The 16,199-nt window shown below is 40.9% G+C and carries 14 protein-coding genes; 5 read left to right on the top strand and 9 right to left on the bottom strand.

Annotated features, from left to right (window positions below; translation table 11 throughout):
• From yidC to J5A56_RS09920, 4 genes are all read right to left on the bottom strand, one after another.
• Window positions 1-1,932, bottom strand: coding sequence for a membrane protein insertase YidC (gene yidC / locus J5A56_RS09935; protein WP_021672938.1), 1,932 nt, complete (start codon window positions 1,930-1,932; stop codon window positions 1-3).
• Window positions 1,933-3,543, bottom strand: a complete 1,611-nt coding sequence (locus J5A56_RS09930) for a CTP synthase (RefSeq protein WP_021672937.1) — start codon at window positions 3,541-3,543, stop codon at window positions 1,933-1,935.
• Between the two features lie 1,026 nt (window positions 3,544-4,569).
• Window positions 4,570-5,025, bottom strand: coding sequence for a preQ(1) synthase (gene queF / locus J5A56_RS09925; RefSeq protein ID WP_021672935.1), 456 nt, complete (start codon window positions 5,023-5,025; stop codon window positions 4,570-4,572).
• 80 nt (window positions 5,026-5,105) lie between these two features.
• Window positions 5,106-5,798 (bottom strand): queuosine precursor transporter, encoded by a 693-nt coding sequence (locus tag J5A56_RS09920; protein ID WP_021672934.1) that lies wholly within the window; start codon window positions 5,796-5,798, stop codon window positions 5,106-5,108.
• A 254-nt stretch (window positions 5,799-6,052) separates the two neighbouring features.
• Here J5A56_RS09920 and J5A56_RS09915 point away from each other — a divergent pair, with 254 nt between their 5' ends.
• A complete protein-coding gene (locus tag J5A56_RS09915; RefSeq protein WP_021672933.1) occupies window positions 6,053-6,889 on the top strand; it encodes a peroxiredoxin family protein in 837 nt (278 codons plus the stop codon).
• A 263-nt stretch (window positions 6,890-7,152) separates the two neighbouring features.
• On the opposite strand, the gene J5A56_RS09910 is transcribed toward J5A56_RS09915, so the two are convergent.
• Both J5A56_RS09910 and J5A56_RS09905 read right to left on the bottom strand, forming a co-directional pair.
• Window positions 7,153-8,088, bottom strand: coding sequence for a calcium/sodium antiporter (locus J5A56_RS09910; RefSeq protein ID WP_021672931.1), 936 nt, complete (start codon window positions 8,086-8,088; stop codon window positions 7,153-7,155).
• Between the two features lie 50 nt (window positions 8,089-8,138).
• Complete coding sequence (locus J5A56_RS09905; protein ID WP_021672930.1) at window positions 8,139-8,810, bottom strand: Crp/Fnr family transcriptional regulator; 672 nt, start codon at window positions 8,808-8,810, stop codon at window positions 8,139-8,141.
• Window positions 8,811-8,953: 143 nt separating this feature from the next.
• Here J5A56_RS09905 and J5A56_RS09900 point away from each other — a divergent pair, with 143 nt between their 5' ends.
• Both J5A56_RS09900 and J5A56_RS09895 read left to right on the top strand, forming a co-directional pair.
• On the top strand, window positions 8,954-9,478 hold the full coding sequence (locus tag J5A56_RS09900) for a hemerythrin domain-containing protein (RefSeq protein ID WP_021672929.1): 525 nt from the start codon (window positions 8,954-8,956) through the stop codon (window positions 9,476-9,478).
• Window positions 9,479-9,482: 4 nt separating this feature from the next.
• A complete protein-coding gene (locus tag J5A56_RS09895) occupies window positions 9,483-9,824 on the top strand; it encodes a DUF488 domain-containing protein (protein WP_021672928.1) in 342 nt (113 codons plus the stop codon).
• 310 nt (window positions 9,825-10,134) lie between these two features.
• Here the strand turns inward: J5A56_RS09895 and J5A56_RS09890 are convergent, their stop codons facing one another.
• The gene (locus J5A56_RS09890; RefSeq protein ID WP_249112084.1) at window positions 10,135-12,672 is read right to left on the bottom strand and encodes a choice-of-anchor J domain-containing protein; all 2,538 of its coding nucleotides are present in this window, start codon (window positions 12,670-12,672) and stop codon (window positions 10,135-10,137) included.
• Between the two features lie 83 nt (window positions 12,673-12,755).
• On the bottom strand, window positions 12,756-12,914 hold the full coding sequence (locus J5A56_RS13555; RefSeq protein ID WP_249112082.1) for a hypothetical protein: 159 nt from the start codon (window positions 12,912-12,914) through the stop codon (window positions 12,756-12,758).
• A gap of 373 nt (window positions 12,915-13,287) precedes the next feature.
• Between J5A56_RS13555 and J5A56_RS09885 the strand changes: the two genes are divergently transcribed.
• The gene (locus J5A56_RS09885; protein WP_021672926.1) at window positions 13,288-13,695 is read left to right on the top strand and encodes an Hsp20/alpha crystallin family protein; all 408 of its coding nucleotides are present in this window, start codon (window positions 13,288-13,290) and stop codon (window positions 13,693-13,695) included.
• A gap of 518 nt (window positions 13,696-14,213) precedes the next feature.
• Window positions 14,214-15,044: a DUF4846 domain-containing protein gene (locus tag J5A56_RS09880; RefSeq protein ID WP_036920407.1), complete on the top strand. Its 831-nt coding sequence runs from the start codon at window positions 14,214-14,216 to the stop codon at window positions 15,042-15,044.
• 709 nt (window positions 15,045-15,753) lie between these two features.
• Here J5A56_RS09880 and J5A56_RS09875 read toward each other — a convergent pair.
• Entirely contained in the window at window positions 15,754-16,191 is a 438-nt protein-coding gene (locus J5A56_RS09875; protein WP_021672924.1) for a DUF5606 family protein, read from the bottom strand.
• Between the last annotated feature and the right edge of the window lie 8 nt (window positions 16,192-16,199).

Genomic DNA, 16,199 nt, shown 5'->3' with positions numbered 1-16,199 from the left:
TTATAGACCTTTCTTTTTCTTATTTAGTTCATCTTGCTTACGTCGAAGTTCTTCTTGCTGCTTCTGCTGCATTTCTTGTAAAGCCTGCATACGAGCAAAGAGTCCACCACCCTTATTGCTATTAGGGTTGTTCTTTCGTTCTGCACGACGTGCTTCAAGGATTGAAAGAAGTTTCTCTTCATTGGTAGTCTTACGCAATGTCCACATAATAGCAGCTGAGAAGAAGAGAGAGATAAAGTAGTAGAAGTTCAAACCTGATGAATAGTCATTGAACATGAAGAAGAAGAACAATGGCATACCAAACATCATCCACTGCATCATCTTCATCTGATCAGCCTGTTGCCCTACCATCTGATCTTTCTGCTGCTGCATTGTAAACCATGTATAAAGCAGGTTGGCACCGCAGAAGAGAATACATGTCAATGAGATATGATCTCCTATGAGCCAAAGGTCATGATTCCATGAGAAGATAGGGTCAAACGTACTGAGGTCTTTCATCCAAAGGAAGCTTTGACCACGAAGTTGAATAGCATTCGGTACGAAGTTGAACATCGCAATCCAGATTGGCATCTGTATCAACATAGGAAGACAGCCTGACAAAGGACTCACTCCATACTCTGAATACTTCTGCATCATAGCCTGTTGCTTCTGCATCTGGTCTTCTGGCTTATTGAATTGCTTGGTAGCCTCATCCAATTTCGGTTTCAACACACGCATCTTAGCTGAGCTCATATAGCTCTTCTTCACCATAGGGAAGGTAATCAGCTTTAATAATAAGGTAATGAGAATCAACACAACTCCCATTGGGAAAACCTTACTCAACCAATCGAATACATAAAGCGTAAACCAACGGTTGATAATGCGGAACAATGGCCAACCAAGATAAACAAGGCGTTCCATATCAAGTTCTTTATTAAACTTGCTCTCTTTCTCTACAGACTGAAGTAAACGGAAATCGTTTGGACCGAAGTAGAACTCGAACTCAGAAGGACGCTTACCAGTTGGATCGAAGCCTGCTTTCATATTTGCTTCATAGTGCTTAAGGTAATGCGAAGACTTCTCAAGCGGTGTACTCTTAAGCTTTGCACCCGTAGCAAAGTTATCCTTTGCGATCATCACAGCAGAGAAGAACTGATTTTTGAAAGCTACCCATTCCATTGGGTCCTCTGTTGTTTCTTCCTTTTCAGATGTCTCACTCAAATAACTCGTACCACCATCGTGCTTCTTATAGGTAAGCGTAGCATAACGGTTCTCAAACGTAAAACCACGTTCTTGCTGACGACAACGGTCCTGCCAATTGATATCCATCTGGTTATAGTTTGGAGCAAAGAGTCCATTCATACCTTCAGCACGCAATGACATATTAAGCAAGTAATCCTTACCAAGCGTATAGTTCAAGGTGAGTATCTTACCCGCTCCAGCCGTAGCTGTAAGTGTAACGGTAGAATCTGTCACATTTGAAGGAGTGAAGATAAGGTCTTTTGTCTCAATATTACTATTCTTTGCAGCCAACATAAAGTTAAGACTCTGGTCATTACCACTAAACAAGGTAACATCTTTCTGATCCTTTGAGCCATCTTTGACAGCAATATCATGACCAACATAATTCTTGATAATCGCCTTCGTCACAACACCACCCTTGGTGCTCAAAGTCAATTCAACCTTACCATTCTTCAATGTAATATCCTGCGCCTTGCCATTCAACGCTGCATAGAACAGTGCTGTAGTGTCAGCCGCCTGTACAGCTTTCTGCTGTTCCTGCTTCGCAGCAGCAAGTTTTGCATTCTGTGCTTTCTTGGCTGCAGCGATAGAGTCCTTTACAAATTCAGCCCTTTGCTGTGCTATCTGTTCAGCTGATGGCTGCTGCCACCAAGCAAATCCAAAGAGAATCAGGGCGATAAGTACAAACCCTGTGATTGTTCTTTTATCCATTTATTTGTTTTTCTGATTTTCAATTGATGTCTTAACGAAGTCGAGGAAGAGAGGATGTGGATGGAGTACAGTTGACTGATACTCTGGGTGGAACTGTGTTCCGACATACCACTTCAGACTTGAAATCTCAACGATTTCAACCAAGTCGCTCTCAGGGTTGCGCCCAACACACATCATACCATTCTTCTCAAATTCTTTCTCATAGTCGTTATTAAACTCAAAACGATGGCGATGACGCTCTTGTATATGCTCTTGCTTGTAGATATTGAAAGTATGTGAACCCTGACGCAGAACGCATTCATAAGCACCCAAACGCATCGTACCCCCCATATTGGTGATATTCTTCTGCTCTTCCATTATATCAATCACATTATGAGTTGTCTTCTCATCCATCTCACGCGAGTTAGCATCTTCATAACCCAGGACGTTGCGAGCAAACTCTATCACCATCATCTGCATACCAAGACAGATACCGAAGGTTGGAATATCGTGCGTACGAGTATAGTGAGCTGCAATGATCTTACCCTCAATACCACGCTGACCGAAGCCTGGACAAATCACAATACCATCCTGTCCCTTGAGTTTCTCAGCCACATTCTCCTCTGTCAGTTCCTCAGAGTTGATAAAGGTAATAACTGTCTTGCGGTCATTATAGGTACCTGCCTGCAACAAACCTTCACGAATACTCTTATAAGCATCCTGCAAGTCGTATTTACCTACAAGTCCGATGTGTACCTCCTTGGTTGCCTTACGCTGACGATCGAGGAACTCTTTCCAAGGACCAAGTGCTGGTTTAGGACCAACTTCCTCACCACACTTACGCAGAATAGCTGCATCCAAACCCTGCTCCAACATATTTACAGGAACATCATAGATACTTGGAAGGTCCTCACTCTGCACGACGCAGTCGAAATCTACATTACAGAACGCTGCTACCTTCTTACGGATATCATCATCAAGATGCTTCTCTGTACGTAACACAAGCACATCAGGCTGAATACCCACACTCTGCAACTCCTTTACGCTATGCTGAGTTGGCTTTGTCTTCAACTCACCTGCTGCCTTAAGATAAGGCACATAAGTCAGATGTAGGTTAATGGCGCGCTTGCCCAATTCCCACTTCAACTGGCGAATAGCCTCAAGGAACGGAGCTGACTCAATATCACCAATAGTACCACCAATCTCAGTAATCACGAAATCATAGTGATACTTCTGCCCCAAAAGCTTTATATTACGTTTAATTTCGTCCGTAATATGAGGAACCACCTGAATAGTCTTACCCAAGTAATCACCACGACGCTCCTTATCAATAACGCTCTTGTAGATACGTCCTGTAGTCATTGAGTTGGCTTTCGTGGTCTTAATACCTGTGAAGCGTTCATAGTGACCGAGGTCGAGATCGGTCTCCATACCATCCTCTGTTACGTAGCACTCACCATGCTCGTAAGGATTTAGCGTACCTGGGTCAATGTTGATGTACGGATCAAATTTCTGAATGGTAATGTTATAACCTCTTGCTTGAAGAAGCTTACCGATTGATGACGAGATAATTCCTTTACCAAGTGAAGAAACTACGCCGCCCGTAACGAAAATGTACTTTGTTTCAGCCACGATGTATGTATGTTTAATTATTATCTTTCAAAACGAATATCGTCGGTTCTAAACTAAAATGCAAAGATACTAATTTTCCATGAATTAGGTCAATGATAAGGCATAATTTTATATGTATTTCTTTCTACACAATAGTCCGTTAAAAAATTGGAGAGACCTTAGTTCGTATAGACCATGTGACCGCCTCATCATAACCCATCCAGTCAACTATAACGGTCTTCCTATTACAAACGGCAAGAAGAGCGTTTCGTAAAAGGCTCTTAAGGTGAAAGGGGGTGATAAAGAAGACTTACCACTGTATAAGGTACATAGAGAAACAAATAGCGGAAAGAAAAGTCAATGCACATAGGTCAAATATCAAAAACAAACTTTCTCCGTGTACCTATAAGCCTTGGGGATTTTCTTTCTCACAAAAAACGGTAAACAAATAACTTCCATGAGACTTAGCAAAGGCATATTCTCTCCCCCCACTAACGTTCAATTATGGTTCCTTGTATTGTTCTTCACTGTTTTTTTGCTTTTATCTGGTATCTTTCGCTTACTCTTTCAGTCGTATAGTCCGCCATGCTTCTTCAAGAAGTAAGCAAAATCAGATTTACTAAAAGCTAAAAACATGGCAAAGGTGTTTTTTAGAACCTGCCTAAACGTTACCATTTTTATCCTGGATAAACCAGAAATTTATTGTATAAAGACCGATTAGGGACTGTCCGAAGTACTCGGACAAGTTGTCCGAATGGCTGGGAACAATTGTCCGAGACATCCGAACAAAGAAGAACAAGGCTTGAGAAGCATTAAGAAGATAATAAAACGTTGTTAAGTTTAGGTCGGTTCTATTAATTAGCTTTGTCATATTTCGTTGCTATCTTCGAGAGCAAATTGATAGTGACCGAAGAAGTTATACGAGCATAACAACTGAGTTAACTGGCATTTTAAGTCGAAGAGAGTCCGAAAGATAACAAAACGTAACTCATGATTTAATGATTTGATTTCGATGGCATTTGATAGAGCCTACCTTATATTGCTTCGTTACTCATGATTGATAAAGCGTTGCTCCGCAATTTTCTCATACTTCGTTCCTTTGCGACCATAGTTGGCATAAGGATAGATGCTGATACCACCACGTGGAGTGAAGATTCCTGTCACCTCAATATACTTAGGGTCCATCAATTTGATAAGGTCCTTCATGATCGTATTCACACAATCCTCATGGAAGTCACCATGATTACGGAAGCTGAATAGATAGAGTTTTAAGCTCTTACTCTCAACCATACGTACGTCTGGGATGTATGAAATACGAATCTCTGCAAAGTCTGGTTGACCTGTAATAGGACACAGACTCGTAAATTCTGGGCAGTTGAAACGTACCCAATAGTCATTATCGGGATGTTTGTTCTCAAACGTTTCTAATACTTCGGGTGCATAATCCATCCTATATTGGGTTTGTGAACCTAATGACTTTAACCCTTCTTGCTCTCTTTCCATATTCTTTTTAATGAAATTAAGCCAATAAGGTTTGCTACTCACAGGGTAGTAAACCTTATTGGCTTAACTATTTATTTTGTTTAACTTAATGCAAATATCTTCCAGATACTATAGTTCACATCATTATCGTAGACATCTTCTCCCTCATGCGATTTCAAAGCTTTTACGACACGGATGGTGATAGGAAGAGCGATTACCTCATAAACCGTCTTTAAGACAACCTGCCACAACATCAACTTTGGAAGTTCGTCAGTTGGGACAACGCCACCTAACGCCAAGGGAAAGAAAAAAATAGAGTCGAAACTCTCACCTACAACAGTACTAAGAATAGCACGTAATGAGAAGTTACGTCCCTTGTCACGAATCTTCATCTTACTCATCACATAAGCATTAGCAAATGAGCCTACGATGAAAGCAACGAAAGAGGCTGCCGCCACACGCGGAGCCAAACCAAAAATAGCATGGAAACCAGCATCGTTATTCCAATAGGGAGCACCTGGTATCCAATCACACAATGCACCCATTGTAACGAAGAAGAAGTTCATCGCAAAGCCTGTCCATATTAAAAGACGAGCCTTCTGAAAGCCCCATACCTCACAGACACAGTCGTTGATGATGTAAGAGATTGGAAAAACAATCAATCCACCTGTCAATGAAATACCTAACACTGAAATTTGCTTTGTCTCAAGAATGTTTGCTGCGATAAGGCAAACACAGAAGAGGATGCTGAAAAGCATAAACAGCACACTCACTTGTTGTTTACTTTTTGTCATTATCTTGTTTTGTTAAAGGGGGTTAATCAAGTACCCCTATTCAATAAAGTGGCTGCAAAGGTACACATTTTTATCTAAATAAACGTAACAAAACAACAAAAAAGGCTGGCTATACATATACAGATTGATAAGAAAAAACATTACCTCAAGTTATATCGAAAGAAATAAAGCTTTCTATCTAAAAAAAACATAATTTACCTTTGTGATAAGCAGAAAATCATTACTTTTGTAGTCTTATCAAAAGAAAAAATAACATGAAGAAGATTATTTTAATGACAGCGTTGGCTACAACTGTTTTCACTGTAAATGCGCAGGATATCAAGCCATACGAAGAGAAAATGTCTCAAATTGAGGCACAGTATAAAAAGCTTGAAGCTGATTTTCAAGTTTTTGGAAAGAAAGACCCAGCAACTTTCACAGACGCAGAGAAAGCTAAGTTAAACGAGGTTGTGGGGAAAGCTGACTCGCTTTATAACGCACAGAAGAATACTGCGATAGAGATTGCAAGGAAGTTTAAAGACACAAAGTTCCCAGCGAAATACGTTGCGAAAATCATGTATGACCTTGAGTTTGATGAGCTGAAAGAACTTTGCGACCCAAAGACTGGCTATTACAATGAGCCAGAAATGACAAAGCCTAAACAATTGTTCGACTCTTACAAGCTCCGTCAACCAGGGTCAATATACAAAGACCTCACAATGGAAGACCTCAATGGCAAGCAGGTAAAACTTAGCGATTGGGTTGGTAAAGGTAAGTATGTATTGGTAGACTTCTGGGCAAGCTGGTGTGGTCCTTGTCGCAAGGAGATGCCAAATGTCGTTGAAGCATACAAGCGTTTCAAGGACAAAGGACTTGAGATTATTGGTGTTAGCTTCGACAACAAGAAATTGCAATGGTCAGCAGCTGTTGAGAAGTTGGGCATGACTTGGCCTCAGATGTCAGACCTCAAGGGTTGGGAATCAACTGCTTCAGCTGTATATGGTATTCGCAGCATTCCTTCTAACATCCTTATTGATCCACAAGGAAAGATTGTTGCAATGGATCTCAGAGAGAACAAATTGCAGGAAGTATTGGCTGAGAAACTGAAATAAAAGCAAAAAGGTAAAAGAGTAAAAAAGTAAAAGGTTCGTATAGATTTACCTTTCTACTCTTTCGAGGAGTGATAAAGTCCATTGCGGACACTCCGAGAATTGACAACAACTATAAACATTAACAGAGCCATATCTGACGCTAATGAAGAGTTCAGATATGGCTCTGTTTTTACAATTAAAGAGAAGAAAACTTCTACTCAAAAGTTTCTTTCGTCTTTATTCTTACTTAGAGATGCCCTTATTTACTAAAGACCTAAAAGAGATTATAGTAAGGAGTAGATATAACCTACGAATACAGCCATTAGCACAGCTCCCTCCCAACGTTCAATCTTATATTTTGTAAAAGAGAAGAGCCATACAAGCATAATAGAGATAACCAGCATTGAAAGATCGATTGAAGTAATACCCTTTAGTGTCATTGGCGTTATCATACCTGTAATACCAAGGATAGCAAGAATATTGAAAACATTTGAACCGAGTGCGTTTCCTATAGCAATACCGCTATTTCCTTTACGAGCCGACACAACACTTGTTGCTAACTCTGGGAGCGAGGTTCCTCCCGCCACGATGGTAAGACCTATGACAGCTTCTGAAACGCCAAGGTTTGTTGCGACAGCTGTAGCACCTTCTACAAACAGATTGCTACCTCCTATCAAACAAAGCAGTCCGACGAGAATCCATACGACAGATAGCCAAGTTGCCATCGGCTTCTTTCCTTCAGCCTCAACAGCCGCCGTCTCCTGTGCACCTTGTTTCTTTGCCCCTTTAAGCGTTATATACATAAAGACGAGGAACATTGCAAAGAGAACACCTGCATCAAGTCTACTAATGTTTCCATCAAGACACATTATCAGTAACAAAGCTGATGCGGCAAGGGCAAAAGGTATATCCTTTCTTACCGTTGTTTCGAGAATTGTCATCGGTGCAACCAATGCCGATACGCCAACAATGAGCAAAGCATTAAATATGTTTGAGCCAACGATATTACCCACCGCTAAGTCAGTCGTTCCCTTCAATGCTGAGATGAGACTCACACAGAACTCTGGCATACTTGTCCCCATCGCAACAATGGTTAATCCTATTACAACCTGTGGCATCTTCATCTTCTCAGCAACAGCCACTGCACCATCTGTCAAACGATCAGCACCCCACAGAACAAGTGCTATACCCACGACAATAAATAAAATATTCAGTAACATTAAACCTTAAAATATAGAACAGATAAAATGAAATTGATGAGCAAAGCTGCTCACTTTAACATTTTCCTACGATTTAGAATCTTGATGGTACGACCATGAATCTCTATCACCCCCTCTTTCTCAAAGTCAGAAAGAACACGAAGCAATGAGAACTTCTGAATACCAAACGAGTCGGCTATTTCCTGTCGAGAACGCTCCAAGTGCACCTCATTGCTACCCTGCTCGCCTGCACGTTCCATCAAAAGATAAGCTACCTTCTCACGCACTGTAAACAAACTAAGCACCTTCATCTTCTGCGTCAAGAATACATCTATGTTTGAGAGGATACGGATAAAATTCATACGAATAGTCTCCTCCACATCTAATAGACGTTTCAATTCCTCTGGTCGCATACGAAAAAGTTGTACTTTTCCCTCTGTTTCAACACTCACTGGCAGACTCCTATCCTTAGAAAAGATAAAAGCAGGCGCAACCATATTACCACAATGCAATCGACTTACCTCCACCTGCTTACCCGACAACGCTGCCATACGGCAAATAAGTCGTCCACTTACCACGACATCAACATACTTACAAGGCATACCTGCCAAAGCATATATCTCATGAGAAGGCAGGGAAACAAGCTGATGGCTGACATTACCTAACGTTAATTCTATCTCAATATCACTCATTCCTGCGAAAAGCGGACAGGAACGGAGTGCTTTCATTACATTATTTTCCATGGCCACAAAGTTACAAAGAATATCGCTAACTCTTCAAGTTTAACACGTTTTAACCCATATTGGACACATTTGTTACCCCTCACTCTCAGTTGTTTTACTTAAATTTGCGCATAAAAAAAGAATAAGATAAAATAGAGATAACAATGACACAAACATTTCCAAAAAGTTCAATCCCTTTTGAGGCATGGGACCTCGACCTGCTTATTGACTATGTACTGAAGAATCATCATCGTTACATTCGCAAGCAGGGGGAGGAACTTGCAATCAGACTAAACTCACTTGCAGCTAATCATCCTGAACTCGACCGTGTAGTAGATCATTTCCGCAATAGCGTTGCCGACCTTGACCTTCACTGCCAAAAGGAGGAAAACATCCTCTTCCCATACATTATTGACATTTTCAATGCAGCAGAGTATGGACAAGAGCATGCACCTTTCCATTGTGGTTCGATTCAGTTTCCTATCAATGCTATGATGGCTGACCATAGCGACGAGCTGGAACGTCATGAGCGTATTGCAGAATTGACAAATGATTACACAGCTCCCGAAGGTGCTGAACCAGAATACGTGAAGGCACTTGCTGACCTCTGCGAATTCCGTAATCATCTCCTTGAGCATATCTACGTTGAAAACAAGATAATGTTCCCGAGAGCTTTAATGTTGGAATAAGACAATGAAAATCAAACGTGTTTATGAGCCGATAGAAGAAACCGATGGCTATCGAGTCCTCGTTGACCGACTATGGCCGAGAGGTATCAGTAAAGCAAAGGCACAAATCGACCTTTGGTTAAAGTCGGTTGCGCCAAGTAACGAACTACGTAAGTGGTTTGGTCATGAGCCAGAGCGATTTGCTGAATTCTCAGAACGATATCGTACAGAGTTAGCAGAGAGTGGAGCCTTAGATGAACTGCGCTCTGTTATCAAGGAACATCCCATCGCTACCCTACTCTATGCAGCACACGACGAGGAACATAACAATGCCGTCGTGTTACAAGAACTACTTCAAACAAAATAGATATTTATTCTATTTACCAGAAGTAACAAAGGCTCAAAGAGAATAAGCAAATTAGGATAGGTGACAAATACTAATCACAAATTGCCCTAATTCTGTTATTCTGTCACTATGGTGATTGAACTTTCTCACTATGGTGACCGAGTGATGAGACTATGGTGTCAGAATAACGAGGCTATAGCTACAATACGACGGAATAGGAAGAAACATTGTATAGCATTCTACGAAACAAGAAAGGGGGTAAGCTTCAACGTCTATCCCCTCTCTTGATTCGTCTTCTGACACTCGTATTCAAGTGTCAGATGCTAATTCCTTAACGCTTTAAGGTGAAAGACTTCATACCTTCATCTGTACTAAGCTTCAAGATGAAAACCTTTAGCTGAACACCCGACAAGTCTATATGCTGCTGATAGATGCCCTGCTGCAAGAGACTACCGTCTGTTGAGAAGATCTGATACTTCAAATACTTGCCATTTACCGTCAAATCAGAGCCAGTAATAGCAGGCTGCAATGTACTCTCATCATCACCAGCAACATTATTGATACCTGCAGTGATAGGTTGTGCAAGCAACTTCACGATGATAGGTTTTGCACCACGTGTCTGAACGAGTAAAGCTGCTGCATGTGTCTTTGAGTCATTACTTTTGAAGCCAACGGCAATCGAACCACCTTCAAGTGGCAACTTCTCATGTGAAAGTTTGAAATACTTCTTCTGAGCAGAAGGTGCCAAGGTAACTGTTACAGGTGCCGTTGTACGATCACTATATATATTAAGTGGCTGAGGTGTCATCTCTTGTCCTGGACGGAATACAAACTGAATGAAATCATTGTCAACACTCAGTTCAGGAAGGTCAGTACGCCCGAAGGTTACATCATCAATCATAAAGTTCAGGGAAGTAGCATTACCTCCCACAGGACTATAGTAAGAGAAAGCCACGTGGAATTTATCCTCAAGATTCAGTCCTTCCACCTTAGAAAGGTCTATACGATAGTCAAACCACATATCAGGCTCTAACTTAACACCTGCTGGAACGTATGCAGAAAGGTCAAGATAATAAGGTTTAATCTTCCCATTCTCCTCCGCAATGATATAGAAACCGAACCGCTCCTCACCATTGGTTGTTTGATTACGATACATCAAACTGAAAGTCAAATCCTTACTTTGTGCATTTTTGTATGAGAGAGTTGGTGAGATTAGCCAGCTTTCATGCTCACGCTTGTCAATAGCACCATACTTTAAGAAAGAAATCTGTGCTACCTCGTTCTCTACAACCGACTGATCAGCATTCTTCTGTTGCCATGCATAGAATGGACGTTCACCACGAACAGTAAGGTTCTGCCAACCTTTCAAGCCGAGAATACGTGTATGACGTAAACCTGAGAAAGTTTCGTTGAGGACAGATAATGATTTACTATCAGCATTCTTCAACATAGCATCCTCTATCTTATCACAGGTTTGACGTTCTTCTTTTGTGTTTGGAGTGATGGTAACACTCTGCACCTTTGCTTCCTCAGAAGTAACGAAGCGTACGAGTGTAGGACGATGAGTACCCACAACATACTTACCCTCACCATCAGCCTTTGCAAGTGAAGTCCAGTGACCACCACCATCAATAGAATATTCAGCCTTACACTTTGGTGCACTAACTGCTGGAGTTAGCTGAAGTGTATTAACACCATCAGCAACCAGTTCGTCATAATAAAGGGTATCCTTTGCTACCAACGTAACATTACATGCACCGTTCCATGTTCCACTAAGTTTCCAGTAGCCTAAGTCGAACTTATGATAACCCTTCCAAGCATCACCAGTAAAGCGACTGTCCATCGCACGATTATCCGTGAAATTCTCAACTAATTCAGCTGAAGTAGCAGCCTCAGAAACACCCTTAAGTTTGATAACCAACGTATCTGCCAAGACACTTGAAACCCTCAACTCTGCCTCATAGACTCCCGCTTTACGTGGTGCAAAGGTTACTTTTACAGGACGCTGATAGAGCTTACCAGAACTTGTTGCATAGTAATACTGTCCCACATCAATACGGAAAGGAGAATTTGCATCGTGTTTCAGAGCAAGGTTAACGTTCGTAATAACATCATTAATCTCAAATTCAAGTGACTGTTCGTCAGTCTTGTTAGGTGCTGCACTCATCTCACGAACCTGTCCCGACTTAAGTTTTATCGTTGGAGTAGTACCTGCTTTCTTAAAATAACCAGTCAAATTGAGTGAACCACTGTTTTCTGCATCAGCACCAGAGAAGCGGAGTTTATAGGTATTACTACCCACATAAACGCCTGCTACCTGTGGCGTAATTGTCAGATTAGCTTTAATAGTACTATTCTTTGGTAATTTCTCAACATCTAACTTCATTACAGAAGAAGACTTAGTACCCCCAAAGTTTGGTGTCTGATCAGCACTAAGGTGCATACCCTGTAATGCGATGGGGAAGGTTGTAGGCAGCCCAACCTCCCCCATCATCGTACGATACTGTGGGAGAATGGCTACAAGCGGAGTCTTATCCTTGTCTGCCAGACGTAACACACTGAAGTCGTCCATGCGCACCTGACTCCCTGGAGCCACCAAAAGAGCAAACTCTAACTTCACTGCTCCTGCTGGACAAATCGTACGGAACTTCAAGTTTCCATACGCCTTCATACGCCCAAAATAGACATCGGGATTATTGATAAAGTCTTTTTCTGCAGAAACAAGCTCATTGCCTGCAGCATCCAACCAACGCAAGGCAAGGCAGAATGGACCTTCTGGACGCTTACTCTCCACCGTACAATAATGTACAAGACATTCCAACTCATCGCCTTGCACTACCTCCTTTCCCACACGCTTAAGGTCAATCACCTGCTTAAGGTATCCCTCAACATTGGCAGCTGTCTCAATACCAACACCGAAACCAGTATCACTACTGTATCGGTCGCCAGCCTTCAGCTGCGTAACAGTTCCTGCAGTCTCCCACTGAACAGGCTTACCATCATTAAATGAATAGAAAAAGGGTCTTCCAACAACTCAACCGTCGTATTTGCAGCAGTAGGCTGACCCAAAGGACTATCCACTCGGGAAGTTCCGTTTTGTGCATCTGCCATATTTGTAAGACCAGCTAAAAAAAGACTTACAATTAGCTTTGAAGATAAGTAAAAATGTTTCATTGACATCTAATTTTGATTAATATCTCGCAAATATAGAAAATATATACACAAAAAACAAAAGATGATTACATTTTCTTCTATTTTCCATACATAAAAGCATCAAATCGAACCAAATAGTGTATAAACACACACTAATTATAACCAAAAGGATTATTCATTAGCCTTATTAGCCCAATCAGTCCAACCAAACCAACAAGCCAAACTGTCATACACAACCGACAATTTGACACAAAACCATCAATGGTATACTCCTTGCATATTAGTCAGTACAAAACATTAACAAAAATATTAAAATAAAGGAGATAAAATTATGTATAGAAATTCATGGTTACCAGAGGTTTTCAATGATTTTTTGAACACAGCAAATATGCCTAAGGCAAATCCAACAGCACCAGCAATCAACGTTTTGGAGTCAGATAACAATTATACAGTTGAGCTTGCAGCACCAGGGTTGAGCAAGGAAGATTTCGATGTGAACATCAACAGCGATGGCGATTTGACCATCAAGATGGAGAAGAAAGCTGAGGAGAGCGAGCAGAAGGCTCATTACCTTCGTCGCGAGTTCGCATACAGCAAGTATGAACAGACCCTGATTTTGCCAGATGATGTTCAGAAGGACGGTATTGCAGCACGCGTAGCAAACGGAGTGCTCACCATCACCTTACCTAAGATTCAGGTTGAGGAGCAGAAGGTTGCACGCCAAATAACAGTGGGTTAAACAATCCCCCACTCCCCTGATGAAAAGTTTTTGTTCTGATGCTATAAGCTGAGGAACTTTGATGAAATGGATTAGTTATTGATGTATGTGCCCTCGGACAGAAGTTGTCTGGGGGCTTTTTCGTTTCTACAAGCCACCTTCACCTACTTCCTTCTACCATCTATTAGGCACTAAAAGTACAAGAAAATAAGCCTTAATAGGCAATCCTTTTCTAATAGTAGGAACCTCCTCGCAATTTATTTTCATGAAAAAAATATTTTTATTCATGAAAATAAATATTTACTTTCACGTAAATAAATATTTTCACTCGTGAAAATAAATCTATACAGATGACCTTTTGCCCTTGAAAAAGAAAGATAAACATACATAAAACCAGCTGAAAAGAATAGGAAAAGACACATCATTTCGGCTTAAAAACAAGAGAACACATAAACAGCTTTTAAGAACAACGATTTGACAAGTTTGCAAATTATAAGTATATTTGCAGTTGAAAACTATAAAAACCATATTGAAAAATGATTAAGACAGGCCATACAATCCCCATAATACTGGCTGCATTCCTACTCTCTTGCACAGGAAAGAGCAACGGACAGCCGCAGCAGCCCACAGAGAAAGCTATTGTTGAACAACCGCACACTGCCAAACAACAACGTTTAGCACCTCCTCCGGGCTATGAGAAAGTGAAGTTAACAGCGGGTACATTCGGTTCATTCCTGAGAGGCTTACCACTCAAACCTGCTGGGAGTGACTTACATTATTATAATGGTAGCATCAAGCGACGAAATTATGCAGGTGCGGTTGTAGACATCGACTTTGGTCATGGAGAAGCTGAACAGTGTGCCGATGCTGTTATCTACCTCAGAGCCTTATGGCTTTGGCAGACGAAACAGTATGACAAGATTCACTTTAACTTTACCAATGGATTTCGAGCCGACTACGCTCGTTGGGCAAAAGGAGAACGAATCCATATTGATAAGAAAACATGGGGGTGCTGGTATAGTAAGGACACAGGTGCAGATTATTCTTACAAGACTTTCCGTAAGTATCTAAATCTCGTCTTCACGTATGCAGGAACGGCATCATTGGAGAAGGAACTGACCACTATCACAGGAAAAGAATTGCAGGTTGGAGATGTAATTATCAACGGCGGGCACCCCGGACATACGGTCATTGTTGTAGACAAGGCAGTTAATAAATCAGGAGAAGCCGCCTATCTGCTTGCACAGGGATACACCCCAGCACAAGAAATTGAGATTTTCAACCAGTGGTTCTGCATCAATCCACAAATAAAGTATCTTGATACTCCAGACTGGTATTTCCGTGGAAACTATGCAAAACGATTTAAATAGCGTTAGACTTTCATCAGAATAGGACAAGAAAAATAGTTCTTCTGGTAAACACATAGACACTTTTCGTATAGTTTTAATGGAAAAACCAAAGATATAGATTAAACAAATAGGCCGCCAAGACTATCTTGGCGGTCTATTTTATTCATCCTCCGACACTGAGAACTGTTTCTTTTAACACGTCAAAAAACAGCAGATAAGACCTTGAAAAATCATTACATAAATTCATGTAAAACACCTAAAACAAAGCAGAAAAACACGTGTAAAAGGCGAGAATGCAACCAACAGTAAATCAATCGGTTATAAAGTCGTGCAAGAAAAGGTACTTAATTGGACTTCAAAAGGGCGTTAGTAAGACCTCAAAAGGGCATTTATTGCAAGTCAATTAGGCATCTTTTCAAAGCCAAAAGAGCATGTGTTGGTTTTGAACTGCACGAAAATTATTTACAAACATCAATCGAAATGGGAATAAGTTGTTCGTGAAAGCGGAAGGACATAGTAATGAATAGACATAGTCTTTATTTGCCTTTTATACATTTTATCTTATAATTTATCCTCTTATAAGACCATCTGATTTTGGATAGTCATATCGTGTAAGTATAAAATATTTATTCTATTTTCAATCTATACATTTAACAGAAGAACAAGAAAAAAGCACTGCGAGCAAACTCACAGCGCTTTTATTGTTTTGTTTTCTGACTTGAAAGCAATATTACAATCTGTCATCAATATTATCACCTTCTGTTGGCTTCATATCTTCTTCGAAGTTGGTGATACCAGCCTTAACAAGGATTTCGTACCACTGGAGGAGTTTCTTGATATCGCTTGTATGTACACGATCACGATCGAAGTCAGGAAGGACCTCTGCGAAGTAGTCTTGCAGATCTTTAGCAGATGCCTTACGCCAGTTCAGAGAAGGCAATTTACCATCTTCCTTATCGCGCACTTTTGCCAACACCTCACCCAATGGAACATCGTCGGTCTCGGTGAACATAGCGATATCAGCAAGACTCGTAACACGGTCTGTGCCAAATGCTGGCTGACGCTTGTGGGTTTCATCAAGCGACTCAACGATAAGATTCATTTTACCACGGCTTACCAGTTTATAAAGACCTGGCTTACCTGCGATTGAAAGGATTGTCTGTAACATTTTAATTT

It is taken from the genome of Prevotella melaninogenica (genome assembly GCF_018128065.1).
Lineage (GTDB): Bacteria > Bacteroidota > Bacteroidia > Bacteroidales > Bacteroidaceae > Prevotella.
Note: the sequence above shows the minus strand (reverse complement) of the source record. Positions and strands in the feature narration are given on the sequence as shown.